Genomic DNA, 25,504 nt, shown 5'->3' on the forward strand with positions numbered 1-25,504 from the left:
GAGCCTGCCATGAGCGCGCCGATGCGTCCCGGCCCGCGCAACCTGATCACCGATGTGACCGGGCTGAAGGTGGGCAATGCGCAGGATGCGCGGCTGAAATCCGGCAGCACCGTGCTGATCGGCGATGCGCCCTTCACCGCCTCTGTCCACGTCATGGGCGGCGCGCCCGGCACGCGCGAGACAGACCTGCTGGCCCCTGACAAGACCGTCGCGGCGGTCGATGCACTGGTGCTCTCGGGCGGCTCTGCCTATGGGCTGGATGCCTGTTCGGGCGTGGTCGATGCCCTGCGCGCGAAGGGCCGCGGCTTTCGCGTGGGGGACGCGCTGATCCCGCTGGTGCCCGGCGCGATCCTCTTCGATCTGCTGAACGGCGGCGATAAGGATTGGGCGCAGAACCCCTATGCCGATCTTGGCCGCCAAGCCTTGGAAGCGGCGGGCGAAGATTTTCAAATCGGCTCGGTCGGCGCGGGCACCGGGGCGCTGAGCGCGATGGTCAAAGGGGGCCTCGGCTCCGCCAGTTTGCAATTGCCAGATGGCAGCACGGTCGGCGCGCTTGTCGGGGCCAATCCGGTGGGCGCCGTTACCACCCCCGGCGACCGCTATTTCCACGCCGCCCCCTTTGAGATCGACGGAGAGTTCGGCGGGCTGGGGCCGGACCCTTCCGCCGGGCTGGGGCTGAGCTTCGAGAGCCGCAAGATGGCGGCCATGTCGGCCCGCGCCAATACCACCATCGCCATCGTCGCCACCGACGCCACGCTGACCAAGGCCGAATGCCAGCGCGTCGCCGTGGCGGCCCATGACGGCATCGCCCGCGCCGTGGTGCCTGCGCATATGCCCAATGACGGCGATCTGGTCTTCTCTCTCTCGACCGCGGCGCGGCCTGCGGGGGATGTGGCGATGATCGGCCATGCCGCCGCGCTCTGCCTGTCGCGCGCCATCGCCCGCGCCATCTATGCGGCCACCCCCGCCGATGGGGATCTTTTGCCTTGTTGGAGCACGTTGAATGCCTGATCTGCCCCTCTCCGATATTTCACTTCATTATGAGGTCGACGGGCGCGGCCCGCCGCTTTTGATGCTGGCCGGGATGCTGAGCGACAGCGCGAGTTGGGGCGCTCTGGCGCCCTTGCTTTCCGATCACTTCACCCTGATCCGGCCCGACAACCGCAGCACCGGGCGCACGACCCCTTGGGATGCCGAAACCTCCGTCGCGCAGATGGCACGGGATGCGCTGGCGCTGATGGATCATCTGGGGCATGACACCTTTCACGTCGTCGGCCATTCGATGGGTGGGCTGATGGCGATGGAGCTTTTTGGCCTCGCGCCGGATCGCATCGAAGCGCTCAGTATCCTCGCCTCTGCCCCGGTTCGCGCACCCCGGACCATGGCAGTCTTCGATGCGCTGCTCGCCGTCCGCCGCGCGCCGGAAGGGGAGCAGCTTTGGCTGCGCGCGCTCTACCCTTGGATTTTCGCCCCCGGTTTCTTCACTGATCCTGACAATACCGAGGCCGCCCTCGCCGCAGCGCTAGCCTATCCCCATGCGCAGAGCGCAGATGCCATGGCCCATCAACTAGAAGCGTTGCGCGGTTTCCGCCCCACGGTACGGCCCGCTGATCTGACCTGCCCGACCCAAGTGCTCCACGGCGCCGAAGACCTGCTGATCCCCCGCGCCACCGCCGAGGAGGCTTTTGCAGAAATTCCCGATGTGACCCAGATCACCCTGCCAGATGCAGGGCATTCGATCCATTGGGACGCCGTCGAGGCCGTCGCCCAACATCTGCGCCAATTCCACGACACCGCCGGAGACCCGAGATGACACAAGACCTTTACGGATTGGAAACCTCTACCGACCGCCCGGAAACCTTGCAGGCGATCAATGACTTCATCCACGGCTTCCTGTCCTACCAACCCAAGGCCGCGGGCGTGATCGCCGCCGCCGATGCTGACCCCGATGGCCCGCTGGTCAATGCCTATGCCGCGCTCTTGTGGATGTTCCTCGAACACCCCATCGCCCCCGAGAAGGCCCGCCCCTATCTGGACCGCGCCAAAGCAGCCCCCGGCGCCAATGCTCGCGAACAAGAAGTGATCCGCGCCGTTGGGCATTGGATCGACGGCGATGTGCCCGCCCTCGTCGCCGCCTGTGATGCCATCACCGATAAATGGCCCCGCGATCTGGCGATGCTGAAACTGGCGCAATACCACCTGTTCAACACCGGCGATGCCGCAGGCATGTTGCGCATGGCGTTGAAATCCCTGCCCGAGGCCGAAGACATCGCCTATACCCACGGCATGATCGCCTTTGGTTATGAGCAATGCCATCTGCTCGACCGGGCCGAGGCTGCTGCCCGCCGGGCGATGGAATTGCGCCATGATGAGCCTTGGGCGCATCATGCGCTGGCCCATGTGATGCTAACGCAAGGCCGCGTCGCCGAAGGCGCGCGTTTCATGGAAAGCGTGGCCGATACATGGAGCGATCTGAACTCCTTCATGCGGAGCCACAATTGGTGGCATCTCGCGCTGTTCTACCTGTCGCAGGGCCGTCACGACGATGTGCGCGCCGCCTATGATCAGCATATCTGGGGGCTGGAGAAGGACTATTCCCAAGACCAAGTCGGCGCCGTGTCCCTGCTGGCGCGGATGGAATTCGCAGGCGTCGATGTGGGCGACCGTTGGGGCGATGTGGCCGACCATGTGGCGGCCCGGGGGGCGGATACGGTGAGCCCCTTCCTGACGTTGCAATATCTCTATGCCCTTTGCCGCACCGGGCGTCCCGAGGCGGCAGAGATGCTCACCGCGATTGAAGGTCGTGCGAGCGAGACTGCCGCCCATGACCACGCCGCATGGGCCGAAGTCGCACTGCCCGCCGCCCGGGGCATCGCCGCCCATGCCAAGGGGGAGTGGGCCACGGCGATCCGCGAGCTTGGCATGGCCCTGCCCCGCATGGCCGAATGCGGCGGCAGCCATGCGCAGCGTGACCTATTCGAGCAAATCCACCTCGACGCGCTGGTGCGCGATGGCCGGGCCTCTGCCGCGCAGCAGGTGCTTGAGATGCGCCGGACCTATGACCCCGATGGCGTGCCGCTGAACCTGATGCTGGGCGAGGTCTATGAAAAGACCGGCCTGCCCGATCTGGCGGCCCAAGCCCGCGCGCGGGCCGAACGCACGCTGGCCGGGGCCTAGACCGAGCCGCGCGCTTTAGGCGCGCGGGCCGACGGTGACTTCGAACTCGGAGATGCCGTCGACCCCCCCGGTGATCACATCGCCGGGCTGCACCGCCGCGACACCGGCAGGCGTGCCGGTCATGATGATGTCACCCGGTGCCAAGGTCACGGCCTGCGACAGGGTGGCGGTATGCTCCCGCACCGACCAGATCATCTGCGACAGATCGGCCTCCTGCTTCATCTCGCCGTTCACGGCAAGCCAAAGGCGGCCCTTCTCGACCGAGGGGACATCGGCCATGGGCAGGATCGGCGCGATGGGCGCGGAGTTGTCAAAGGCCTTGGACCAGTCCCACGGGCGGCCCATCTTCTTGGCCTGCGCCTGAAGATCGCGGCGGGTGAAATCAATGCCCACCGAGGCGCCCCAAATGTGATCCATCACATCCGCTTCCGCGATATTCGCGCCGCCCTTTCCGATGGCGATGACAAGCTCTGCCTCGAAATGGAAATCCTCCGTCAGCGGCGGATAGGGCACGGTGCAGGGCGTATCCAGCGTGGCATCGGCGGGTTTGGTGAAAAAGAACGGCGGGTCGCGCATGTCATTGCCCATCTCAAGCACATGCGCCTCATAGTTGCGGCCCACGCAAAAGACACGGCGCACCGGGAAACGGTCGCTGGTGCCTTGAACGGCAAGGCTGCTTTGCTTGGGGGGATCAATCACATACATCACGGGTGTTCCTTTTGGCATAATGCCGCCAAGGAACACCCGCGCTTTGTAACAGTCAATGACCCCTTGCGCTTATAAGCCTTTGAGCGGCCACTCTTTCACAGTTCGGCGCCTTTGCGGATGGCCTCTTGCACCTCGGCGATCTCCTCGGCACTCAGCCCATAGTCCGCCGCCGCCACCTCGGCGCTGATGTAGCCGCGCAGAAGGTCGCGTTTGACCTGCGCCTTGGGGCGTTCCTCGGCAGGGCCGTAGCCGGCGCCACCCGGGAAGGCCATCATCACCTTCGCCCCATGTGGCACGAACTGTTTGCCCTTGCCGCGCATCGGCGTGCCGTCATCGCGGGCGATGGTGGTGGGCGCCCCAGGCTTGCCGCCCTGCCGCCCGCGTGCGGGGTGATCGACACGGTCGAACATCGCCTGCATGTCGAACTCATGCCCCTCGCGCGCACCGACCTCCATGTATTGCCCCAGCCCGCCGCGCTGGCGGCCCGCGCCGCCGCTGTCGGGGCGCAATTCCTTGCGCCAGATGACGACGGGACCGGCGTGTTCCGTGGCCTCCACCGGCATGGTCATCACGCCCGAGGGGAAGGCCGTGGCATTGAGCCCGTCATGTTCGGGCCGGGCGCCAGAACCACCGGAGTTGAAGGTCAGCACCTCAGCCCGGCGCGCGCCTGCGGGCGCTTTCGCATCGGTGCGGGGGCGCAGGCTGACCTGGAAGTTGCACAGACACCCCGCCCCCTCGGCCGGCACTAGGTTCGGCAGGATCTGATCCAGCGCTGCATAGACCGTGTCGGGCACGAAGTGGCCCACGATATGCCGCAGCGCCACCGGCGCGGGGTGGACGGCGTTGACGATGGTATCCTCGGGCGCGGTGATCCGAAACGGCTCAAGCGAAGCGGCGTTGTTCGGGATCTCCGGCGCGATGGCGCATTTCAGGGCGTAGCAGGCATAGGCCTTGGTATAGACCAGCGGGCAGTTGATGCCCTTCTTATCGATCCCGCTGGTGCCTGCGAAATCCGACAGGATGTGGTCTTCCGCGATGCTCACGGTGACCTTCAGCGTGATCGGCGTGTCGAACCCGTCGATCGTCATCTCCCCCGTCGCCTGCTGGCGCGGCAGGGCGGCGATGCGTTCCAAGGTGGCGCGGCGGGAATTGTCGAGGATGAAGCTCGCGATGCCGGTGAGATCGTCGAGGTCGAATTCCTCCATCATGTCGATGAGGCGGCGGTGGCCGATTTCGTTGCAGGTGGTCAGCGCATAGATGTCGCCGATCAGCTGATCCGGCTCGCGCACGTTGCCGCGGATGATCCGCACCAGCGTCTCGTCGACCTTGCCCGCATCGGCGAATTTCATGATCGGCAGATAGAGCCCTTCCTCGTAGACGCTCGCCGCATCCGCGCCGAACCCGCGCCCGCCGATGTCGACGATATGCGCGGTACAAGCGAAGAAACCCACGAGCTTGCCGCGGTGGAAGGAGGGCGTGACCATGGTGATGTCATGCAGATGGCCGGTGCCCTCCCACGGATCGTTGGTGATATAGACGTCGCCTTCGCGAATGTTCTGCCGCCCGATCCGGCGGATGAAATGCGCCACCGCGTCGGCCATGGCGTTGACATGGCCGGGCGTGCCGGTGACCGCCTGCGCCAGCATTTGCCCATCGGTGTCATAAACGCCCGCGGAAAGGTCCCCGGCCTCGCGTACCGAGGTCGAGAAGGCGGTGCGCACCAGTGCCTGCGCCTGTTCCTCGACCACCGAGATGAGGCGGTTCCACATGACCTGATAGGCGACGTTGGAATGTGTCTGTGCCATGGGCTTACCCTTTCACGGTGATGTCGATGCAGCCGTCGGGCTGGCAGATCGCCCGGCGCGAGGCGGGCAGGATGATCGTCGTCTCATCCTCGGTGATGGCGGCGGGGCCTTCGGCGGTCTGGCCCGGGGCCATCTGCCCGCGCAGCACGACGTCGGCCTCGCAGTACTCGGAAAGCGCCGGGTCGAAAATGCGCCGTGTTAGAGCCACATCCGCCGTATTCCCCGGCGTCTCTTCCGCGACCCGCGCAACCTCTTCGGGCGGGGTGGTGGCATTGACCGACCAAACCGTGATCTCGATGTCCAAGCCCTCGACGGTACGGCCGAAAAGCTTGGCGTAATCGGCCTCGAACAAGGCTTCGAAACGCGCGGCATCGGGGTTTAGCGCGTCCGCCTCGTCCAGCACGATGGGGATTTCCCAGCCCTGCCCGCTGTAGCGCATGTAGACCTTGTATTCCGACAGGATCTCGGCCCCGGCATCGCAATTGCGGACAAAGCCGGTGGCCTCGTCCCGCAGTTCCGCCAGCAGCGCCTTGATGCGGGTCGCGTCGAAGTCCGACAGCTTCATGTAGACCGAGCGGTTGGCCTCGAAGCTGAAGGGCGCTCGCAGGAAACCGATGGCCGAGCCGACCCCGGCACCGGGCGGCACCAGCAGGCGCTCAACCCCCAGCTTCTCACACAGCCGCCCGGCATGCAGCGGGGCCGCGCCGCCGAAGGCGATCATCGTGTAATCGCTGAGGTCTTCGCCGTTCTCCACCGCATGGACCCGCGCGGCATTGGCCATGTTCTCGTCCACGACCTCGGCCAGACCGAAGGCAGCAGTGGCGGCGTCCATGTCGAGCTCCTGACCGATGACCTGATGCAGCGCAGTCTCGGAATTGCCGGTCTCGAGCCGGATCGAACCGCCCGCGAAATTGTCGGGGTCCAGCTTGCCCAGCACCAGATCGGCATCGGTCACCGCGGGCTTCTCCCCACCGCGCCCGTAACAGGCCGGCCCCGGCTCGGAGCCCGCACTTTCCGGCCCCACCCGGATCTGCCGCATGGCGTCCACATGCGCGAGGCTGCCGCCGCCCGCGCCAATCTCGACCATGTCGATCACCGGTATCGAGATCGGCATGCCGGAGCCTTTCTTGAAGCGATAGGTCCGCGCCACCTCGAAGACCCGGCTGGTCTTGGGTGTCTGGTTCTTGATCAGGGAGATCTTGGCCGTGGTGCCGCCCATGTCGAAGCTCAGCACTTTGTCGAGCCCATAGCGCGCGGCGATGTTGGCGGCGAAGACCGCCCCGCCCGCGGGGCCCGACTCCACCAGCCGCACCGGGAATTCGGCGGCGCTTTCGATCGAGATGATGCCGCCGCCCGAATGCATGAGGAAGATGTTGCAGGAGACGCCCTCCTCCTGCAGGCGCCCTTCCAGCCGTCCGAGGTAGCTCTTCATCAGCGGCTTGATATAGGCATTGGCAACCACGGTGTTGAAGCGCTCGTACTCGCGCATCTGCGGAGAGACCTCGGAGGAGATCGAGACCATGACCCCCGGCAGCTTCTCTTCCAGCACCTCGCGGACCATGCGCTCATGTGCGTCGTTCAGATAGCTATGGATCAGCCCGACCGCGACGCTTTCATAACCCGCCTCGGCAATGCGGTCCGCCAGCGCCTCGACCTCGGCCCGGTCGAGCGGGTGCAGAACCGCCCCCGTGGCATCGACACGCTCTTCCACCGTGTATCGCATCTGGCGCGGCAGCAGCGGTTCGGGGAGGTTGAGGTTCAGATCATACTGCTCGAACCGGCTTTCGGTGCGCATTTCGATCACGTCGCGGAAGCCCTGGGTGGTGATCAGCGCGGTTTTGGCCCCGCGCCGCTCGATCAGCGCGTTGGTCGCCAGCGTGGTGCCGTGGATGATCTGCGTGAGGTCGGCGGGCGTGATCCCGGCCTTGGCGCAGACCTGATGCATCCCGTCGATGATCGCGTTCTCGGGCGCGGCATAGGTGGTCAGCACCTTGGTCGAGAAACTCTCGCCGCCCTTTTCCAGCACCACGTCGGTGAATGTGCCGCCGATATCTACGCCCAGTCGGATGGTTGATGCCATGTCTCACTCCTGTTTGGATGCAGGATAGGGGTGGGCGCAGCATCGGTGCAAATTATTATATTCTATGGGTGTGAAAGGTTTTTTCGATCCTCGACATCGAAGCTTCGGGCGCAGTCGCGGGCCAGTTCAGCGGCGCGGGCGACATAGGCGGGCGTGCGATCCGCGTGATAACGCGCGGCGACTTGCAGCGGGCGCGGGTGCCACGCGGCGGGCAGAATCCGCAGCGCCCCATCGGCCAGCGCGGCTGCCACCATCACACGCGGCATCACCGCCACACCCATCCCGTCGAGCACCATGTTCATCGCCGCCGACAGGCTGCTGGAGGGCACCAAACGGGCCTTCGGCGCAGTCGTGCCGTCGAAATGGCCGATCAGATCGGAATGAGCCTGCGTATGCCGCGCATGGCCTAGCACCGGATGGCGCAGCATGGCGGCGAAGTCGGGCGCGGGGCCGATCTGCGCGGCCAATTCCGGCGCGGCGACCCAGATGTAGTCATAGGTCGCAAGGTCCAGCTGCCCGCTTGCCGGGGTCGAGAAGGGGGCGGTTTGCAGGGTCAGGTCGAGCGCATGGGCGGCAAGCTCTTGATCCAGATCGCGCGACAGATCGACGGTAAGCTCGACTGTGAGATTGGGATAGGCATCGGCCAGCGCGCGCAGAAAGGGGCGCAGCCATGTGCTGGCAACCACTTCGGTCACGCCAAGGCGGAGGCTGTCGTCGATCAGGTCGGGCCGCGCGGCGGTCTCGACCAGTGCTTCGGCTTCGCGCAACACGCAGCGGGCTTGGGTCAGCAGGGCGCTGCCCTTTTCGGTGAGCCGGATGGACCCGGCATCGCGCTGCATCAGGGTGACGCCCAAGGTTGCCTCCAGCCCGGAAATCCGGGCCGAGATATTGGGCTGTGTCGTGTTCAGATGCGCGGCGGCGCGGCGAAAACTGCCAAGGTCTGCGACCCAGATCAGCGCTTCAAGCTGTTTCAGCGTGAAGAGATTGCCGATCATTCGCGCCAGTCAAAGAAACCCGGTCCGGCCTCGGCCAGAAGCTTGCGGGCCATCGCCTCGCCTGCCGCGGCGCCGTCGGAAATGGCGCAGGTCACGTCATCGCCGATGGCATCGGACCCGTCGGGGCGCAGCACCTGACCGCGCAGGCGCATCTCGCTGCCGTTGAGTTCGGCCAGACCGGCGATGGGCGTCTCGCAAGACCCATCGAGGGTGGCGAGGAACGCGCGTTCGGCGGCAAGCTGTTCGCCAGTCTTGCGGTCATGGATCGCCGAGAGCATCTCGGCGGCGCGGCTATCGCCCTCACGGCGCTCAACCCCAATGGCGCCCTGCGCGATGGCAGGCAGCATGTCGTCGGGGTGCACAGCGGCGTGGGGCACGTCGTCCATTTGCAAGCGGTTCAGCCCGGCCATGGCGAGGAAGGTCGCCTCGGCCACACCGTCATCAAGTTTTTTCAAACGAGTCTGCAAGTTGCCACGAAACTCGACCACTTCCAGATCAGGCCGCCGCAGTTTCACTTGCGCGCGGCGGCGCAGACTGGAAGTGCCCACCACCGCGCCTTCGGGCAACTCGGCGATGGAGTTCAGATGCGGCGAGATGAAAGCGTCGCGGCAATCCTCGCGCGGCAGATAGGTGTCGATCAACAGCCCCTCGGGTTGCAGCGTCGGCATGTCCTTCATCGAATGCACCGCGATGTCGATGGAGCCGTCGAGCAGCGCCGCCTCGATCTCGCGGGTGAACAGCCCCTTCCCGCCAATCTCTTTCAGCGGGCGGTCGATGATCTTGTCGCCCGTGGTCTTGATCACGACGATGGTGAAAGCCTCGAACGGCAGATCGAAGGCGGCGGCGAGCCGGTCGCGCACCTCATTCGCCTGCGCGAGCGCCAGAAGCGATCCGCGTGTGCCGATGTTGAGAGGCCGGGCCGGGGTGGGGAGCTGATACGTCATGACGCATCCCTACCCCCGTCGACATGAACTGACAACTGCTGTACCTGCGCTACCTACGGGTTTGCCACAAATAGGAACGCCACAATGACTGCGAATAAGACCATCCTGCGCGCCCTTGCGGGCGAAACCCTGCCGACGCCGCCGATCTGGATGATGCGGCAAGCCGGGCGCTACCTGCCCGAGTATCGCGCGACCCGGGCCGAGGCAGGCGATTTCCTGTCGCTGTGCTACAACCCGGAACTGGCCGCCGAGGTGACGTTGCAACCGATCCGCCGCTATGGTTTCGACGCTTCGATCCTTTTCGCCGACATCCTGCTGGTGCCGCAGGCGCTTGGTGCCGATCTGTGGTTCGTCACCGGTGAGGGGCCGCGTCTGTCGACGATCACCACCAAGGCCGAGATGGAAGCGCTGAAACCGGCGGACGCCATTCACGACCACCTCTCCCCGATTTACGAGACCGTGCGCATCCTGTCGCGCGAACTGCCCGAAGAGACGACGCTCATCGGTTTTGCGGGCGCCCCTTGGACGGTGGCGACCTATATGATCGCGGGCAAGGGCACGCCGGATCAGGGGCCAGCCCATGCGCTAAAGGACGAGAACCCCGAGGTGTTCGATGCACTTATGGAGCGGATCACGCTGGCGACGATCGAATACCTCGACATGCAGATCAAGGCGGGGGCCGAGGTGGTAAAGCTCTTCGACAGCTGGGCCGGATCGCTGGAAGGCACGGATTTCGACCGCTATTCGACAGAGCCGTTGCGCCAGATTATCAGCGCGCTGAAGGCGCGTCATCCGGGCGTGCCGGTGATCGCCTTCCCGCGTGGAGCCGGGGCGCGTTTCGCCAATCTACATGCCGCCACGGGGGCCGATTGCATCGCCGTCGATGACGGGGTGAGCGCAGAGTGGGTGGCCGAACATGTGCAGCCGCATGGCTGTGTGCAGGGCAACCTGAAATCCTCGCATATGGTGACGGGTGGGGATGCGCTGGTGCAGGAGACACGGGCGATTTGCGATGCGCTGTCGAAGGGGCCGCATATCTTTAATCTGGGGCATGGGATCACGCCGGATGCGGATCCGGAGAATGTGCAGTTGATGATTGATACCGTTCGCGGGATGCGGGGGTAAGACCTAGCCACATGTGATGAGGGCCATCGCCTGCCCGCGGGTGGGCGATGCGACGCTGGTTCATACCACTTTATGGTTCAACCATGATGTCTGTCCGACACGGGGCCCCAGCATCACCAAATCGCCTACCCGTCCGGGCGGGCAGGCGATGGCCCGGCGCCTGCGGCTTGATTCCGGGCCGGCGTGGTTAGCTCAAACCCACTTCGCCATCGGCGGCAGGCTCATCAGCACCGCATCCGGATCATGCCCCGTCTCCAGACCAAACTTCGTCCCCCGGTCGTAGACAAGGTTATACTCGGCATAGATCCCCCGGTGCCGCAGCTGCACGTCCTTGTCGTCCATGTCCCACGGCATCTCGCGCCGTTTGTCGACCACGGGCACATAGGCGGGCAGGAACGCGCGACCCACATCCTGTGTCAGCGCGAAATCCGCCTCCCAGTCGCCGCTATTGCGGTCATCGTAAAAGATGCCCCCCACACCCCGCGCGCGTTTGCGATGGGGGATGTAGAAATACTCATCCGCCCAAGCCTTCAACTCATCATAGAGCGTGGCCCCATGCGGGTCGCAGGCGGCCTTCATCTCGGCATGGAAATGGTCGGTGTCCTCGTCATACTCGATACAAGGGTTCAGATCCGCGCCGCCGCCGAACCACCATGCATGGGGGGTCCAGAACATGCGGGTATTCATATGCACCGCAGGCACATGTGGGTTTTGCATATGCGCAACCAGACTGATGCCCGAGGCCCAAAAGCGCGGATCTTCGGCCATGCCGGGCAGACCCTTGCGCGCGGCCATGGCGGCCTGCGCCCGCTCGCCCAACTCGCCGTAGACGGTGGAGATATTCACGCCCACCTTCTCGAACACACGGCCCCCGCGCATCACCGACATCTCACCGCCGCCAGCGTCCGATCCATCGGGGGCAGTGCGGGTGGTGTTGCTGACCACGAAACGCCCGGCCTCTTCCTCGCCCACATGACGCGCTTCGATGTCGTGAAACGCCTGAACGATGTCATCGCGAAGCTTGCGGAACCAATCCGCCGCGCGTGTCTTTTGGTCTTGCATGTCGTCGGTCATCTCTGGCCCGCCTTTCTGTTATTCCATCGCCCCGCCGCCAAGGATCAGACCTTCGTGTTCGGCCATGTAAATCCGCAGCCAAGGCGTATATGCATCGGGGCGCTGCGCGAGGTCGGCATGTAGATCGCCAAGGGTGATCCAGCGCGTCGCCATCACTTCGTCAGGGTTTTCCATGATCGTCAGATCCGGCGCGGCATGGGCGAGATAGACCTCGACCACCTCATGTTCGATCAGCCCGCCGCCGACATCGGCGCGGTATTCGACCCGGCCCCGGTGTTGCAGTGCCAGCCCCGTGATCCCCAACTCTTCCTCCAGACGACGCGCGGCGCAAACCTCGGGCGGCTCATCCCAATGCGGATGCGTGCAGCAGGTGTTCGCCCAAAGACCGGGTGTGTGATATTTGCCAAGCGCGCGCTGCTGCATCAGCAGCTTGCCGTTGGAGATGACGAAAACGGAAACCGCCATATGCCGCAAACCGCGTTCATGCGCGGCGAGCTTTTCGACCGGTTGCAGGGTGCCGTCGACCCAGGCGGGGACCATGATCTCCATCAGATGCGGCTTACCGTTGTGTTCATCTCACCCTCGGCGCAGAAGAAATTCACCGGCAGTTATCGGGGGATTTCCCCCTAGTCTCAACCGCTAACCGGCCCGCCCTGCGCCCGTGCTACCTTTTGGCGCAGCCGAGAACCTTTACCCCTTCGCCCCAAACGCTAGTTTCAAGTCAGACTGACAAAGGAACTCACAATGAACATGCGTATCGCGTCGATCTTCGCCATCTGCCTCGGGGCCACGCCCCTTTGGGCGGAAAGCCATGCCTCCGGTGACGCCGAAGCCGGGGAAAAGGTCTTTCGTAAATGCAAAAGCTGCCACATGATCTCGGATGATGAGGGCAACGATATCCAAAAAGGGGGCCGTACGGGGCCGAACCTTTATGGGATCTACAACCGTGTGGCGGGTTCCGTCGAAGACTACCGCTATGGCGATTCCATCGTGGCTGCGGGCGAGGCCGGGCTGACATGGGACGAAGAGAGTTTCACAGGCTACGTCGCCGACCCCAAGGGGTTTCTGGCCGAGTATCTTGATACGAAACGGGCCAAATCGAAAATGTCTTACCGTCTGAGAGACAAAGAAGACGCGAAAGACGTTTGGGCCTATCTGGTCTCCGTCGGGCCGGAAGTGACCGAGACTGAAGAGGCGGCAGAGGCGACCGAGTAATTCGCGCATTCAGCGCAATGCGAGAGGGGGGCCATCTGGCCCCCCTTTTTGTTTCAGATCAGAAGCAGTCGCGCAGCAGCTGCGTGACGTTCTCTTTGTTAAGCTCAATGGGGTTGCCGCCGCAGCTGGGGTCTTGCAGGGCCGAGGCCACCAGCCCGTCGATGTCGGGGTCGGTCACCCCAAGGGCAGTCAGCGAGCTGGGGATGTTCAACTCTTCATTCAGCTTGCCGACGAAATCGTAGAACCCGTCAAAGCCGCCCACGATATCGAGATAGGCCGCCGCCTTGGCCAGACGCTCCTCGATTGCGGGGCGGTTCATGCGCAGAACCGGCTGCATGACCACGGCGTTGGTGGTGCCGTGATGCGTGTGATGCACCGCGCCGATCGGGTGGCTGATGGCATGGATCGCGCCCAGACCCTTTTGGAACGCTGTGGCGCCCATGGCAGCGGCGGACATCATATGGCCGCGCGCCTCAAGATCACTGCCATCGGCATAGGCGCGGGGCAGGTATTCCTTGACCAGACGCATCCCTTCCAGTCCCATGCCTTGGCTCATCGGGTGATAATGCGGCGAGCAGAAGGCTTCGAGACAATGGGCGAACGCGTCCATCCCCGTGCCTGCGGTGATCATCGGCGGCATGCCGACGGTCAGTTCTGGGTCGCAGATCACGACAGCGGGGAGCATCTTGGGATGGAAGATGATCTTCTTCTCATGGGTCTGGGAATTGGTGATGACGCTGGCACGCCCCACTTCCGAGCCTGTGCCGGCGGTCGTCGGCACGGCCACGATGGGCGCGATGCCGTCGGCGTCGGCGCGGGTCCACCAATCGCCGATATCCTCGAAATCCCACAGGGGGCGGGTTTGGCCCGCCATGAAGGCGATGACCTTGCCCAGATCGAGACCGGAGCCACCGCCAAAGGCGATCACGCCGTCATGGCCGCCATCGCGGTAGACCTTGATGCCCGCCTCGGCGTTCATCTCGGTCGGGTTCGGGTCCACGTCCGAGAACATCGCGCGGCCCAGACCTTCGGCCTCCATCAAGTCCAGTGTGGACTGGGTGATGGGCAGATAGGCCAGCCCCTTGTCGGTGACCAGCAGCGGCTTCTTGATGCCCGCAGCGGCGCAAGCCTCGGCAATCTCTTTAATCCGGCCCGCGCCGAAGCGGATGGCGGTGGGGTAAGACCAATTGGCAGTCAGGGACATGTCTCAGGCTTTCTTGAGGTGGTAGGATTTGGGGCGTGTCAGCGCGTGATAGCCCAGTTCAGACAGGCCCGCGCCGCGCCCGGTTTGCTTGCAGCCGGTCCAGCACAGCGCCGGGTCCAGATAGTCGGCACGGTTCATGAAGACGGTGCCGGTTTCCAACCGCTGGCCGATGGCCTCGGCGGCCTCGGCATCGGCGGTAAAGATCGCGGCGGTCAGACCGAATTGGCTGTCGTTCATCAGCGCAATGGCCTCTTCATCGTCCTTGACCGGCATGATGCCGACAACGGGGCCAAAACTTTCGTCACGCATGACGCGCATCTCATGGGTCACATCGGTGAGCACCTGCGGGGTCAGATAGGCACCGCCATCGTCGGCGGGCATTCTATCGATATGCGCCTTGGCACCAGCGGCGACGGCCTCATCAATCTGCGCGCGGACCTCATTGGCGAAACGGACATTGGCCATCGGGCCAAGCGTCGTGGCCTGATCCAGCGGATTGCCGAGGTTGAGGTTATTCACCCATGCCACGGCCTTTTCGACAAAGGCGTCATAGAGGCTTTCGTGCACATAGATCCGCTCGATCCCGCAGCAGCACTGGCCCGCGTTGAACATCGCCCCGTCCATCACGCCGTCGACGGCCGCGTCGAGGTTGGCATCGGCCCGGACATAGGCGGGGTCTTTGCCGCCCAACTCGGTGGCGACGCCGGTGAAAGTGCCCGCCGCCGCGCGCTCCATCGCCTGACCGCCGCCGACAGAGCCGGTGAAGTTCACGAAATCGAACGCATTGTCGGCGATCAGCGCCGAGGTGGTGTCATGGCTCAGCACGACGTTTTGGAACACATCCTCGGGCACGCCCGCGGCGCGGTAGGCATCGGCGAGGTGTTCACCCACCAGAATGGTCTGCGAGGCGTGCTTCAGGATCACCGAATTGCCCGCGATCAGCGCAGGCGCGATGGTGTTGTTCGCGGTCATATAGGGGTAGTTCCAAGGTGCCACGACGAAAACCACGCCATGCGGCTCACGCATGATCTTGCGGCTGAAGGCGTCGCTCTCTTCGATCACCTTGGGCGCCAGCGCGTCGGCGGCGATCTTGGCCATGTGGCTGGTGCGTTCTTGCAAGCCGCCGAACTCACCACCGTAGCGCACCGGGCGGCCCATCTGATGGGCCAGTTCCTCGGTCATCCGGTCGGTGGAATTCTCAATCTCTTTCAGCGCGGCCATCACCAGATCGACACGCTCCTGCAAGGGGCGCGCGGCCCATGCCTTTTGCGCGCGGCGCGCGCGGGCGACAGCGTCTTGCGCTGCCTGCGTGCTCAGGGTTTCGCGCTCCGCATAGACCGAACCGTCAATCGGAGAGATACATTTTACCGTCGTCATTCTCAGGCCCTTTCAAAGCCGCGGGCGATTTCCCAATCGGTCACCACCCGGTCATATTCTTCCTGCTCCCATTCCGCCGCGCGGGTGTAATGGGTCACTACATCGTCGCCCAAGACCTCGCGCAGGAACGTCGAGCCGCGCAGGGTCTCGGTTGCTGCCCGCAGGGTCTGGGGGATATCGACAGCGTCGGACTCGCCATAAGCATCGCCGCGTGTGGGCGGGGCAAGCTCCATCTTGTCTTCGATCCCTTTGATTCCGGCAGCCAGCATGACCGTCTGCGCCAGATAAGGGTTTAGGTCCGATCCGCCAATACGGCATTCGACCCGCACGCCCTTTGTCCCTGCCCCGCAGAGGCGGAACCCCGCGGTGCGGTTGTCGACGGACCAGACGGTCTTGGTCGGGGCGAAGGTGCCTTTGGCGAAGCGCTTGTAGCTGTTCACATAGGGGGCGAGGAAATAGGTATATTCCGGCGCATAGGCGATCAGCCCGGCCATATAGTGGCGCATGAGTTCGGACATGCCCAACTCACCCTCGCTGTCAAAGAAAGCCGCTTCGCCGTCTTTCCACAGCGACTGATGGACGTGGCTGGAAGAGCCGACGCGGTCCTTGTGCCACTTGGGCAGGAAGCTTGCCGCGTGGCCCTGCTGCCAAGCGATCTCCTTAACCGCATGTTTGGCAATCGTGTGATAATCGGCGCAATCAAGCGCCTTTGAATAGCGGATGTTGAGCTCTTCTTGACCGGCCTCGGCCTCGCCCTTGGAGTTCTCAATCGGCAGACCGGCGGCAAAGAGATGGTTGCGCAGCGGGCGCATCACGTTCTCTTCCTTGGTGGTCTGGAGGATGTTGTAGTCTTCGTTATAGCCGCTGATCGGCGTGAGGTCGCGGTAGCCGCCCTTGCGGATCGCGTCAAAGCTTTGCTCGAAAAGGAAGAACTCCAGCTCGGTCGCCATCATGGCGTCGAAACCCAGTTCCTTCAGCCGCGCGATCTGCTTCTTCAGCATGGCGCGCGGGGAATGCGGCACCGGCTGATGCGTATCGTGATCCAGCACGTCGCAAAGCACCATCACCGTGCCCTCCAGCCACGGCACCGGGCGAATTGTGTCGAGGTCGGGCTGCATCACATAGTCGCCGTAGCCCGTCTCCCACGAAGTGGAGGCAAAGCCTTCGGGCGTGGCCATCTCAAGGTCGGTGGCCAGCAGGTAGTTGCAGCAATGGGTTTCTTTATAAGAGGTCTCGACGAAGTTGACGGCATGGAAGCGCTTGCCCATCAACCGGCCTTGCATGTCCACAAGGCACGCAAGAACCGTATCGACGGATCCTTCTTTGACCAGTTTTTTCAGCGCGTCGAATGTCAGTGTGCCGGGCATGTTCTGTCCACTTCAGGGGGTAAGGCGGGGGCGCAGGCAGCGCGCCCCCGGTTGTCGGTTCAGCCGTTGGTATAGGGCGGACCGGCTTTGTTGATGACTTCGTTATAGTCACGGAAGATCTGCACGATCTTGGCGTGCACTTCGCCTTCTTCGGCGATCTCTGTCCAGAAGTCCTTGGCCGCGTTTTCAACCTCGGCCCATTCGTCGGCAGGCACGGTGCTGAGCTTAAGCTTGTCGCCCTGCGCCCGCAGACGCGCCTCACCGCCCCAGTACCACTGGTTGCGGTAGGTGTGGCCCGCTTCGATCCCCGCCATGACCAACTGTTTGAGGTGATCCGGCAGATCGGCCCACTGCTGCTGATTGACGAAGAACGACCCGATCCAAGCACCCGAGATGTTGTTGGTCAGGAAGTAGTCGGTCACATCGGCCCAGCCGACGGTGTAGTCTTCGGTGATGCCGGACCACGCCATGCCGTCGAGCTCGCCTGTTTGCACGGCGACCTCGGCGTCCTCGTAGGGAATGTTCACCGGCACCACGCCGAACTTCGACAGGAAGCGGCCCGCGGTGGGGAAGGTGTAGAGCTTCAGACCGTCCAGATCGGCGACCGATTTGATCTCTTTGGTGGTGTTGAAGTTACAGGGGTCTTGGCCCGCAGCCGACAGCCATTCAACACCGACCTTGGCATATTCCTCTTTCCAGATTTCGGCCAAGCCGTACTGGTTGAACAGCACCGGCACGTCGAGAATGTGCTTGGTGGCGAAGGGGAAGTAGCCGCCGAATTGTTGCAGCGGCGTGGGCGAGGCCATGGAGTCGTCATCGGAATGCACCATGTCGATGGTGCCGCGCTGCATGGCTTGGAACAGCTCACCGGTGGGGACGATCTGGTCGGCGTAGAACAGTTCGATCTCCATCTCGCCATTGGCGGCGGCGTTGATGTAATCGACCGCCGGTTTGGTCACCTGCTCACCCAGAGCGGCGCCGGCATAGGTCTGCATACGCCATTTGATCGGCGCTTGAGCATGCACGATGGAGGGCGCGGCGAGGGCCGCAGGGGCGGCGACGGCGGCCCCGGATAGAAACTTTCTGCGAGTGGTCATACGTCTCTCCTTTGTTGAAATGTCAGGCCGTCTTTGCGCGGCTCTCATTGTTATTTGTCGTAGATGTAATCGGGCAGCCATGTCGCGATCTCCGGGAAGACCATGACAAGTATCAGCGCCAAGACCATCACCAGCACGAAGGGCGTAATCGACGCATAGATGTCGCGCAGGGTAATCTCCGGCGGGGCCATGGCGCGCATCAGGAACAGGTTATAGCCGAAGGGCGGCGTCATATAGGCGATCTGCGTGGTGATCGTATAAAGGATACCATACCAGATCAGATCAAAGCCCAGCGCACCGACCAAGGGCACATAGAGCGGCGCCACGATGACCAGCATCGCCGTATCATCAAGGAAGGTGCCCATGATGATGAAGCTAAGCTGCATCATGATCAGGATCATCCAGGGGCTGAGGTTCATCTTCTCGGTGAACAGGCTCTCAATCGCCTTTACCGCCCCCAGCCCGTCAAAGACCGCGCCAAAGGCGAGGGCGGCGAGGATGATCCACATGAACATGCAGGTGATGCCCAAGGTGTTGCGGACGGAGTTTTCGAAAACCTCGCGGGTCATGCGGCCCTTGAGAACGGCAGCAAAAAACGCCGCCGCCGCCCCGATGGCCGAGCTTTCGACCAAGCTGGTCCAACCGTTGACGAAAGGCACCATCATCACCGCAAAGATCACCAGCGGCAGGATGCCCGCGCGCAGCAGGCGCAGTTTCTCGGCACGGGGAATGTCGCGATCCTCGGCTGAGAGGATGGGACCAAGTTCGGGATTCATCCGGCAGCGGATGACGATATAGGCGATGAACATCGCTGCCATCATCAACCCCGGGATGACCCCGGCAAGCCACAACTGCCCCACCGGCTGCCGCGCGATCATCGCGTAAAGCACCAGCACGACCGAGGGCGGCACGAGGATGCCAAGGCTGGACCCCGCTTGGATCACCCCCGTGACCATCCTTTTGTCATAGCCGCGTTTCAGCAGTTCCGGCAGCGCGATGGTCGAGCCGATCGCCATGCCCGCCACGCTGAGCCCATTCATCGCCGAGATCAGCACCATCAGGCCAATCGTGCCAATCGCCAGCCCGCCGCGCACCCCGCCCATCCAGACGTGGAACATGCGGTAAAGGTCATCGGCGATGCGGCTTTCGCTCAGGACATAGCCCATGAAGATGAACATCGGCAGCGTCAGCAGCGGATACCATTTCATCAGCTTCATCGCGGCGGCGAAACCGATGTCATAACCGCCCTTGTCGCCCCAGAGCAGCAGCGCCGAGACCACGGCGATAAAGCCGATGGCGCCAAACACCCGCTGGCCAGTCAGTAGCATCAGCATCATTGACGAGAACATCAATGTCGCAATCATTTCATAGGACATCAGATGGCCTCACCCTTGAGCCGCAGCACGTCTTTCGCGAGCTCGGACAGACATTGCAGCAGCATCAGAAAGATGCCGACGATCATCACGACCTTGATCGGCCAGAGATACGGACGCCATGCGGAACTGGATTGCTCCATATGGCCAACCTCTTCGCTGCCGGTGATCAGGCCACCGAAAAAGCTGAACGGCTCGGTCCCCCAGTAGCCCAGCGAATAGGCGGTAGAGCTTACCGCGCCATAGAGCAGCACGCAGAGATAGAAGATCAAAAAGAAGACGGTGAAGAGGTCAAACCACGCTTTGCGGCGCAGCGACCAATCGCCATAGAGCAGGTCCATCCGCACGTTCGACCCCAGTTGGATCGAATAGGGACCGCCCAAGATGTAATAGCCCACCATGACGAACTGCGCCATTTCCAGCGTCCAAAGCGAGGGGACGAAGAAGGCTTTGCTGACGGTGGACCACAACAGCACCCCCATCAGGACAAAGATGCCATACATCATGATCCGCCCGATCCGCCGGTTCATCGCGTCGATGCCTCGGATATAGCCCCGGATGAACCTCATGGTTTGACCTCCTCCATCTCGGGCCGAGCCATGGCGGCGCGGAGCCAATTGCTGATCATCTCGGCCATCTGCCGCTGTTCGGCTTCGGTCGTGATGAGGTCATTACGGATCTCTAGCATGACATGCGGATGACCATGGGCCAGCCCATGTTCTTTCAGCGTATGGGTCACCCCGTCCTCCGGGCCGTAGGGCTCATTTCGTTCGACATTCAGAGCCGTGAACTCCGACGCCACCGCGAGCATCGCATCGGCAAGGCGCGTGTCGCTGTCATGCAGAATGCCGATCTCAACGCTGCGCGGTTTGCCGTGGTAAATCGGCGTAAAACTATGCACCGTGACAATCGCAGGCGCATCGGCCCGTTTGATCGTTGCCGCCAAAGTCTTGCGGAATGGCTCGTAATAGCGCGCCACCCGCTCGGCCCGGCCAGCCTCATCAAGCGTGGCATTGCCGGGGATCGCGAAGATCTCGCTCTGCGCTGGCATCGCGCCCGGGGCTTCGGGCGGGCGGTTGCAATCGTAGACCAGACGCGAGACGCGCCCCGCCACCAGCACCGCATCCAGATCCTGCGCCATGGCCCGGGCCACGCCCAAGGCACCGGGATCCCAAGCCACATGGCTTTCGCGGGCCGCGGCATCCAGCCCCAGACCGTCGTAGCAGGCCGGTATCTCACGCGCCGCATGTTCGCAGACCAACACCAGCGGGGCCTTGGCCCCGGCATTGATCACCTCGACGGCTTCATTCGAAAGATCTGACTGTTCTGACACCCTGTCCCCCTCAGTTAGATCAAACCTCATTCGGGCGGGGGGCTTCTGTCAACAGAATAATGTCAAATTTATTACAACGCCGTTCAGTTTGTGTTATTACTCGTCAAAAGAGGGGCATCCATGGCTGAACCGACGCTGACCATTTCCGACCGTATCCAGCAAGAGTTGGACCGGCTGACCCGTGCGGAACGGCAACTTGCCCATTCGATTCTGGAAAACTACCCCGCCTCCGGCCTCGGCCCGCTGACGGCGCTGGCGAAGGATGCCAATGTCTCGACCCCCACCGTGGCGCGGATGGTGCAAAAGCTGGGGTTCAAGGGCTATCCCGAGTTTCAGAACGAGCTGCGCGAAGAGCTTAAGGCCAAGGCCAAGAACCCCATCGCCAAACATGACAACTGGACCGAAGGCGCGCCCTCGGGCCATGTGTTGAACCGGTTCACCGACGCAGTGATCGACAACATCCGCCACACGTTGGGGCAGATCGAGCCTGCCACCTTCGACCGCGCCTGCGCCATGATCGCCGATACTGCGCATCCGCTCTATATCGTGGGCGGGCGCATCACCCATGTGATGGCCGAATATCTGTTCCTCCACGCCCAGATCATCCGCCCCCGGGTGACACATATCCAATCTACATCAAACGCTTGGCCGCATTACCTATTGGACGTGGGCGAAGGCGATGTCTTCGTCATTTTCGACGTGCGGCGCTATGAGAACAACACGCTGAAACTGGCGGAGATGGCCCATGCACGGGGGGCCAAGATCATCCTCTTCACCGACCAATGGCGCTCTCCGGTGCATAGCCTTGCCGATATCTGTTTCTCCAGCCGGATCGTCGCGCCCTCAGCTTGGGACAGCGCGGCGGCTACGCTGCTGCTGGTAGAAAGCGTGATCTCGGCCATGCAAGACATCAACTGGGCCGATACCAAAGACCGGGCCGAACGGCTGGAAGACATGTTCGACCAGACCCGTTTGTTCCGCAAATTCACCTAACGCCCCCAGCAAGCAACCCCTTGTCATAAAGGGTATTGGCTTGCCCAAACCCCGCTAGTCGTCTATGGCCAGCACGCCGGGTGTGGTGTCCAGCGCGGTGCCGTGACACGCGCCAAGGCCGGAGGGGGACCGACCATGCGTGATGAAATCTTTTCGCCCAGCGAGCTTGAGCGCCATTATGACCTCGCGCCATCGCCAGCGCTGGCGGCTGAAATGGCCGATCTCTACGCCAAGATGGACCGTGTCGTCTCGCCCCCCGATTGGGCCATCCACGCGCCTTACGTCGCCGCGATCAACAAGCTCAAGAAAGAGCGCAACGCGGTCATCCTCGCGCATAATTACATGACGCCCGACATCTACCATGGCATCGCGGATTTCGTCGGCGACAGCCTGCAACTGGCAGTGAAGGCCACCGAGGTTGAGGCCGATGTCATCGTGCAATGCGGCGTGCATTTCATGGCCGAAACCTCGAAAATCCTGAACCCCGCCAAAACCGTGCTGATCCCCGACATGGAAGCGGGTTGCTCGCTGGCTGAAAGCATCACCGCCGAGGGCGTGGCACAGATGCGCGCGCAATATCCCGGCGCGCCGGTTGTCACTTACGTCAACACCACGGCCGAGGTGAAGGCGGCGTCGGACATCTGCTGCACCTCGTCGAACGCGGCGCAGATCGTGGCGGCGCTTGAGGCCGAGACGATCATCATGACGCCGGACAAATACCTTGCCCAGAACATCGCCAAACAGGTGCCGCAAAAGCGCATCGTCTGGTGGGACGGCGCCTGCATCGTGCACGAACGCTACACCGCGAAAGACATTGCGGATTACCGCGAGTGGAACCCAGATACTCGCATCATCGCGCACCCCGAATGCCCGCCCGACGTGGTGGCGGAGGCGGATTTCTCCGGCTCCACCAGCGGCATCCTTGACTACGTGCATCGTGAGAAACCGGCGAAGGCGATGCTGGTCACCGAATGCTCCATGGCGTCGAACATCGCCGATGAATTGCCCGAGGTCGATTTCGTCGGCCCCTGCAACATGTGCCCCTACATGAAGAAGATCACGCTTGAGAAGGTGCTCTGGTCGCTGCACACGATGTCCGGCGCCGTCGAAGTGGAGGCCGAGGTTGCCAGCAAGGCGCGGGTGGCCGTGCAACGGATGATCGACCTCTCCCGCGAACTCGGCCTCTGAAGGGCGCGCGCGTGGAGCAGATCACAACCGGCAGGATCATCATCGTTGGGGCCGGTCTGGGCGCGCTCTATGCTGCGCTTTGTCTTTCGCCGCGCAAGGTTTTGCTAATCTCGCCCGATCCTTTGGGGTCAGGGGCCAGTTCCGCTTGGGCGCAGGGCGGCGTGGCCGCCGCGATGGCGCAGGCCGACAGCCCCGAGGCCCATGCGCTCGACACCATCAAAGCCGGGGCGGGTACAGTCGAGCCGCGCGTCGCCGCCACCGTAACGGATGAGGCCCGGGCCCATATCCTCGCCCTGACAGATTTCGGCACCGCCTTCGACCGCAGCGCCGATGGTGGCTATGTCATGTCACGCGAGGCGGCGCATAGCTTTGCCCGCGTCGTGCGCGTGCAGGGCGATCAAGCGGGGGCCGAGATCATGCGCGCCCTAATCGAAAAGGTGCGCGAAACACCGTCTATCCAAGTGCTCGAAGGGGTGCTGGCCCGCGGTTTGGAAAGTGACGGCACCAAGGTCACCGGGGTCGAGATCGAACTGGCACGGCCCGAAGGCTCCGCCCCAGCAATGCTGCGCGGCGCGGGGGTCTTGCTGGCGGGCGGCGGGTCTGGCGGGCTTTATGCGCTGACCACCAACCCGGCCCGCATTCGCGGGCAGGTGATCGGCATGGCCGCCCGCGCGGGCGCGCTCATTGCCGATGCGGAATTCGTGCAATTTCACCCCACCGCCATCGACTGCGGCGAAGACCCGGCCCCCTTGGCGACCGAAGCACTGCGCGGGGCCGGGGCGCATCTGATCAACCGCGAAGGCGCGCGTTTTATGGAGGTGGTTCACCCCCTTGCCGAGCTTGCCCCGCGTGATGTCGTGGCCCGCGCCATCTTTGCCCAGACCCAAGAGGGGCTGCGCCCCATGCTGGACACCCGCGCGGCCTTGGGCGCGGCGGTGCTGACCGACTACCCCGCCGTCGCAGCCGCCTGCGCGCGCAATGGCATCGACCCGGTGACCCAGCCCATCCCCGTCGCCGCCGCGGCGCATTACCATATGGGCGGCGTCGCCACGGATGCGCATGGCCGCTCAAGCCTCGCCGGGCTCTGGGTCTGCGGAGAGGCGTCTTCGACCGGGCTGCACGGCGCGAACCGTCTGGCATCTAACGGGCTGCTCGAAGCGCTGGTCTTTGCCCGCCGCGCGGCGCAGGACATGCTTGAGGAATGCGAAGCGGGCGAAGATGACGCCGTACAGCTGCCGGATTTGCCTGCTGGCGAGACGCCGAACGAGACGCTCGTCACCCGCCTGCGCCAAACCATGACCGCAGAGGTCGGCGTGCTGCGGGATGCGGCGGGCTTGCACCGTGCCTTGACGGCCATCGCCGAGATCGAAGCCGCGCAACCCGATTGCGCCCAGTTGCAAAACATGACCGCCACCGCAACGTTGATCGCCGCCGCCGCCCACGCCCGGCGCGAAAGCCGGGGCGCGCATTGCCGCACGGACTATCCCAAAACGCTCCCCGAAGCCGCCCGCAGCTTCATGACATTGGCCGAGGCCACCGCCCGCCGCTCCAACCCCGAGGACGCCTGAAGATGACCACCGCCCTGCCCGACCTGATCCTTGAGCCGTTGGTCCGTGCCGCTTTGATGGAAGACCTCGGCACCTATGGTGACGTCACGACCCGCAGCGTGATCCCCGAGGGCACGACCTATACCGCCCGGCTGCGCGCCCGCGCCGAGGGGGTCGTCTCTGGCATGCAAATCGCGCGGCTGGCCTTCCACCTTGTCGACCCCACGCTTGAGGTGCGCACGCTGAAGGAAGACGGCAGCAGGATCGCCAAAGGCGACACGCTGATGGAGATCGAAGGCTCCGCCGCCGCGATCCTCTCGGCGGAACGTGTGGCGCTGAACTTTGCCGGGCGGCTCTCGGGCATCGCCACCCTGACAGCGGCCTGCGTGGCCGAGACGAAGGGGACCGAGACCCGGATCACCTGCACCCGCAAGACCACGCCGGGGCTGCGCATGGTCGAGAAACAGGCGGTGCTGCATGGCGGCGGGTTCAACCACCGCTTCTCCCTCTCCGACGCGATCCTGATCAAGGACAACCACATTGCCGCCGCCGGGGGCATCCGGCCCGTGTTGCAGGCGGTCAAGGCCAATGCATCGCATATGATCCGGGTCGAAATCGAGGTCGACACGCTGGCGCAGCTTGAAAAGGTCTTGAATGAAGGCGGCGCGGATGTGGTGCTGTTGGATAATATGGACACGCCGACGCTCGCGCAGGCGGTCGACATGGCGCAAGGGCGCATCGTGCTGGAGGCTTCGGGCAACATGACCCTGCCGCGCTTGGCCGAGGTCGCGGCAACGGGGGTGCACTATATCTCTATGGGCGCGCTGACACATTCTGCGACAACACTGGACCTTGGGCTGGATTTCTGAACCAACTGGGGCAAAGATCGCGCAGCCAGCGAA

The 25,504-nt window shown here is 63.6% G+C and carries 23 protein-coding genes; 9 read left to right on the top strand and 14 right to left on the bottom strand.

Annotated features, from left to right (window positions below; translation table 11 throughout):
- Positions 1 to 21 precede the first annotated feature (21 nt).
- The 3 genes from ACGYLQ_RS00440 to ACGYLQ_RS00450 are packed head-to-tail and all read left to right on the top strand — an operon-like array spanning position 22 to position 3,177.
- Entirely contained in the window at positions 22 to 1,011 is a 990-nt protein-coding gene (locus ACGYLQ_RS00440; RefSeq protein WP_394440229.1) for a P1 family peptidase, read from the top strand.
- Positions 1,004 to 1,813: an alpha/beta fold hydrolase gene (locus ACGYLQ_RS00445; RefSeq protein WP_394439657.1), complete on the top strand. Its 810-nt coding sequence runs from the start codon at positions 1,004 to 1,006 to the stop codon at positions 1,811 to 1,813. The genes ACGYLQ_RS00440 and ACGYLQ_RS00445 overlap by 8 nt, the downstream gene beginning before the upstream one ends.
- The gene (locus ACGYLQ_RS00450; protein WP_394439659.1) at positions 1,810 to 3,177 is read left to right on the top strand and encodes a tetratricopeptide repeat protein; all 1,368 of its coding nucleotides are present in this window, start codon (positions 1,810 to 1,812) and stop codon (positions 3,175 to 3,177) included. The genes ACGYLQ_RS00445 and ACGYLQ_RS00450 overlap by 4 nt, the downstream gene beginning before the upstream one ends.
- Before the next feature lie 15 nt (positions 3,178 to 3,192).
- On the opposite strand, the gene ACGYLQ_RS00455 is transcribed toward ACGYLQ_RS00450, so the two are convergent.
- The 5 genes from ACGYLQ_RS00455 to hemC all read right to left on the bottom strand — a co-directional run bounded on the left by ACGYLQ_RS00455 (position 3,193) and on the right by hemC (position 9,709).
- Positions 3,193 to 3,882, bottom strand: a complete 690-nt coding sequence (locus ACGYLQ_RS00455) for a fumarylacetoacetate hydrolase family protein (RefSeq protein ID WP_067262780.1) — start codon at positions 3,880 to 3,882, stop codon at positions 3,193 to 3,195.
- 98 nt (positions 3,883 to 3,980) lie between these two features.
- On the bottom strand, positions 3,981 to 5,690 hold the full coding sequence (locus ACGYLQ_RS00460; protein WP_394439662.1) for a hydantoinase B/oxoprolinase family protein: 1,710 nt from the start codon (positions 5,688 to 5,690) through the stop codon (positions 3,981 to 3,983).
- Positions 5,691 to 5,694: 4 nt separating this feature from the next.
- Positions 5,695 to 7,770 carry a hydantoinase/oxoprolinase family protein gene (locus ACGYLQ_RS00465; RefSeq protein ID WP_394439665.1) on the bottom strand — a complete coding sequence of 692 codons (2,076 nt, stop codon included), beginning with the start codon at positions 7,768 to 7,770 and terminating at the stop codon, positions 5,695 to 5,697.
- A 62-nt stretch (positions 7,771 to 7,832) separates the two neighbouring features.
- A complete protein-coding gene (locus ACGYLQ_RS00470; protein ID WP_394439667.1) occupies positions 7,833 to 8,765 on the bottom strand; it encodes a LysR family transcriptional regulator in 933 nt (310 codons plus the stop codon).
- Positions 8,762 to 9,709, bottom strand: coding sequence for a hydroxymethylbilane synthase (hemC, locus tag ACGYLQ_RS00475; protein ID WP_394439670.1), 948 nt, complete (start codon positions 9,707 to 9,709; stop codon positions 8,762 to 8,764). The genes ACGYLQ_RS00470 and hemC overlap by 4 nt, the downstream gene beginning before the upstream one ends.
- An 84-nt stretch (positions 9,710 to 9,793) precedes the next feature.
- Here hemC and hemE point away from each other — a divergent pair, with 84 nt between their 5' ends.
- Positions 9,794 to 10,834: a uroporphyrinogen decarboxylase gene (gene hemE / locus ACGYLQ_RS00480; RefSeq protein WP_394439673.1), complete on the top strand. Its 1,041-nt coding sequence runs from the start codon at positions 9,794 to 9,796 to the stop codon at positions 10,832 to 10,834.
- A 192-nt stretch (positions 10,835 to 11,026) separates the two neighbouring features.
- Here hemE and hemF read toward each other — a convergent pair whose 3' ends face one another.
- Together hemF and idi are read right to left on the bottom strand one after the other, a co-directional pair.
- Positions 11,027 to 11,908 carry an oxygen-dependent coproporphyrinogen oxidase gene (gene hemF, locus ACGYLQ_RS00485; protein ID WP_209216943.1) on the bottom strand — a complete coding sequence of 294 codons (882 nt, stop codon included), beginning with the start codon at positions 11,906 to 11,908 and terminating at the stop codon, positions 11,027 to 11,029.
- A gap of 18 nt (positions 11,909 to 11,926) precedes the next feature.
- Positions 11,927 to 12,457: an isopentenyl-diphosphate Delta-isomerase gene (idi, locus tag ACGYLQ_RS00490; protein ID WP_394439676.1), complete on the bottom strand. Its 531-nt coding sequence runs from the start codon at positions 12,455 to 12,457 to the stop codon at positions 11,927 to 11,929.
- Between the two features lie 195 nt (positions 12,458 to 12,652).
- Here idi and ACGYLQ_RS00495 point away from each other — a divergent pair, with 195 nt between their 5' ends.
- Positions 12,653 to 13,123, top strand: a complete 471-nt coding sequence (locus tag ACGYLQ_RS00495; RefSeq protein WP_394439679.1) for a c-type cytochrome — start codon at positions 12,653 to 12,655, stop codon at positions 13,121 to 13,123.
- A gap of 58 nt (positions 13,124 to 13,181) precedes the next feature.
- Here ACGYLQ_RS00495 and ACGYLQ_RS00500 read toward each other — a convergent pair whose 3' ends face one another.
- The 7 genes from ACGYLQ_RS00500 to ACGYLQ_RS00530 are packed head-to-tail and all read right to left on the bottom strand — an operon-like array spanning position 13,182 to position 20,874.
- Positions 13,182 to 14,327: an iron-containing alcohol dehydrogenase gene (locus ACGYLQ_RS00500; RefSeq protein ID WP_394439682.1), complete on the bottom strand. Its 1,146-nt coding sequence runs from the start codon at positions 14,325 to 14,327 to the stop codon at positions 13,182 to 13,184.
- Positions 14,328 to 14,330: 3 nt separating this feature from the next.
- Positions 14,331 to 15,704, bottom strand: a complete 1,374-nt coding sequence (locus tag ACGYLQ_RS00505) for an aldehyde dehydrogenase family protein (RefSeq protein WP_394439685.1) — start codon at positions 15,702 to 15,704, stop codon at positions 14,331 to 14,333.
- A 2-nt stretch (positions 15,705 to 15,706) separates the two neighbouring features.
- Positions 15,707 to 17,071, bottom strand: coding sequence for a glutamine synthetase family protein (locus ACGYLQ_RS00510; protein ID WP_394439688.1), 1,365 nt, complete (start codon positions 17,069 to 17,071; stop codon positions 15,707 to 15,709).
- A 59-nt stretch (positions 17,072 to 17,130) separates the two neighbouring features.
- Entirely contained in the window at positions 17,131 to 18,168 is a 1,038-nt protein-coding gene (locus ACGYLQ_RS00515) for a TRAP transporter substrate-binding protein (RefSeq protein WP_136720278.1), read from the bottom strand.
- Between the two features lie 50 nt (positions 18,169 to 18,218).
- Positions 18,219 to 19,544: a TRAP transporter large permease subunit gene (locus tag ACGYLQ_RS00520; protein ID WP_067268276.1), complete on the bottom strand. Its 1,326-nt coding sequence runs from the start codon at positions 19,542 to 19,544 to the stop codon at positions 18,219 to 18,221.
- Complete coding sequence (locus ACGYLQ_RS00525) at positions 19,544 to 20,110, bottom strand: TRAP transporter small permease subunit (protein WP_067268278.1); 567 nt, start codon at positions 20,108 to 20,110, stop codon at positions 19,544 to 19,546. Before ACGYLQ_RS00525 ends, ACGYLQ_RS00520 begins: the two co-directional genes overlap by 1 nt.
- A complete protein-coding gene (locus ACGYLQ_RS00530; RefSeq protein WP_394439692.1) occupies positions 20,107 to 20,874 on the bottom strand; it encodes an N-formylglutamate amidohydrolase in 768 nt (255 codons plus the stop codon). The genes ACGYLQ_RS00525 and ACGYLQ_RS00530 overlap by 4 nt, the downstream gene beginning before the upstream one ends.
- Before the next feature lie 120 nt (positions 20,875 to 20,994).
- On the opposite strand from ACGYLQ_RS00530, the gene ACGYLQ_RS00535 reads away from it, so the two are divergent.
- From ACGYLQ_RS00535 to nadC, 4 genes are all read left to right on the top strand, one after another.
- Positions 20,995 to 21,867 carry a MurR/RpiR family transcriptional regulator gene (locus tag ACGYLQ_RS00535; RefSeq protein WP_067268280.1) on the top strand — a complete coding sequence of 291 codons (873 nt, stop codon included), beginning with the start codon at positions 20,995 to 20,997 and terminating at the stop codon, positions 21,865 to 21,867.
- 135 nt (positions 21,868 to 22,002) lie between these two features.
- On the top strand, positions 22,003 to 23,055 hold the full coding sequence (nadA, locus tag ACGYLQ_RS00540) for a quinolinate synthase NadA (RefSeq protein WP_394439695.1): 1,053 nt from the start codon (positions 22,003 to 22,005) through the stop codon (positions 23,053 to 23,055).
- A gap of 11 nt (positions 23,056 to 23,066) precedes the next feature.
- Positions 23,067 to 24,623: an L-aspartate oxidase gene (locus ACGYLQ_RS00545; protein WP_394439698.1), complete on the top strand. Its 1,557-nt coding sequence runs from the start codon at positions 23,067 to 23,069 to the stop codon at positions 24,621 to 24,623.
- Positions 24,624 to 24,625: 2 nt separating this feature from the next.
- Entirely contained in the window at positions 24,626 to 25,471 is an 846-nt protein-coding gene (nadC, locus tag ACGYLQ_RS00550) for a carboxylating nicotinate-nucleotide diphosphorylase (protein WP_394439701.1), read from the top strand.
- Positions 25,472 to 25,504: the final 33 nt, after the last annotated feature.

Source organism: Sulfitobacter sp. 1A12779 (assembly GCF_043557315.1).
Lineage (GTDB): Bacteria > Pseudomonadota > Alphaproteobacteria > Rhodobacterales > Rhodobacteraceae > Sulfitobacter > Sulfitobacter faviae.

Coding starts and splice junctions, on each gene's coding strand:
- ACGYLQ_RS00440 (WP_394440229.1), top strand. CDS start 22: ATGCGTCCCGGCCCGCGCAACCTGATCACCGATGTGACCGGGCTGAAG.
- ACGYLQ_RS00445 (WP_394439657.1), top strand. CDS start 1,004: ATGCCTGATCTGCCCCTCTCCGATATTTCACTTCATTATGAGGTCGAC.
- ACGYLQ_RS00450 (WP_394439659.1), top strand. CDS start 1,810: ATGACACAAGACCTTTACGGATTGGAAACCTCTACCGACCGCCCGGAA.
- ACGYLQ_RS00455 (WP_067262780.1), bottom strand. CDS start 3,882: ATGTATGTGATTGATCCCCCCAAGCAAAGCAGCCTTGCCGTTCAAGGC.
- ACGYLQ_RS00460 (WP_394439662.1), bottom strand. CDS start 5,690: ATGGCACAGACACATTCCAACGTCGCCTATCAGGTCATGTGGAACCGC.
- ACGYLQ_RS00465 (WP_394439665.1), bottom strand. CDS start 7,770: ATGGCATCAACCATCCGACTGGGCGTAGATATCGGCGGCACATTCACC.
- ACGYLQ_RS00470 (WP_394439667.1), bottom strand. CDS start 8,765: ATGATCGGCAATCTCTTCACGCTGAAACAGCTTGAAGCGCTGATCTGG.
- hemC (WP_394439670.1), bottom strand. CDS start 9,709: ATGACGTATCAGCTCCCCACCCCGGCCCGGCCTCTCAACATCGGCACA.
- hemE (WP_394439673.1), top strand. CDS start 9,794: ATGACTGCGAATAAGACCATCCTGCGCGCCCTTGCGGGCGAAACCCTG.
- hemF (WP_209216943.1), bottom strand. CDS start 11,908: ATGACCGACGACATGCAAGACCAAAAGACACGCGCGGCGGATTGGTTC.
- idi (WP_394439676.1), bottom strand. CDS start 12,457: ATGGAGATCATGGTCCCCGCCTGGGTCGACGGCACCCTGCAACCGGTC.
- ACGYLQ_RS00495 (WP_394439679.1), top strand. CDS start 12,653: ATGAACATGCGTATCGCGTCGATCTTCGCCATCTGCCTCGGGGCCACG.
- ACGYLQ_RS00500 (WP_394439682.1), bottom strand. CDS start 14,327: ATGTCCCTGACTGCCAATTGGTCTTACCCCACCGCCATCCGCTTCGGC.
- ACGYLQ_RS00505 (WP_394439685.1), bottom strand. CDS start 15,704: ATGACGACGGTAAAATGTATCTCTCCGATTGACGGTTCGGTCTATGCG.
- ACGYLQ_RS00510 (WP_394439688.1), bottom strand. CDS start 17,071: ATGCCCGGCACACTGACATTCGACGCGCTGAAAAAACTGGTCAAAGAA.
- ACGYLQ_RS00515 (WP_136720278.1), bottom strand. CDS start 18,168: ATGACCACTCGCAGAAAGTTTCTATCCGGGGCCGCCGTCGCCGCCCCT.
- ACGYLQ_RS00520 (WP_067268276.1), bottom strand. CDS start 19,544: ATGTCCTATGAAATGATTGCGACATTGATGTTCTCGTCAATGATGCTG.
- ACGYLQ_RS00525 (WP_067268278.1), bottom strand. CDS start 20,110: ATGAGGTTCATCCGGGGCTATATCCGAGGCATCGACGCGATGAACCGG.
- ACGYLQ_RS00535 (WP_067268280.1), top strand. CDS start 20,995: ATGGCTGAACCGACGCTGACCATTTCCGACCGTATCCAGCAAGAGTTG.
- nadA (WP_394439695.1), top strand. CDS start 22,003: ATGCGTGATGAAATCTTTTCGCCCAGCGAGCTTGAGCGCCATTATGAC.
- nadC (WP_394439701.1), top strand. CDS start 24,626: ATGACCACCGCCCTGCCCGACCTGATCCTTGAGCCGTTGGTCCGTGCC.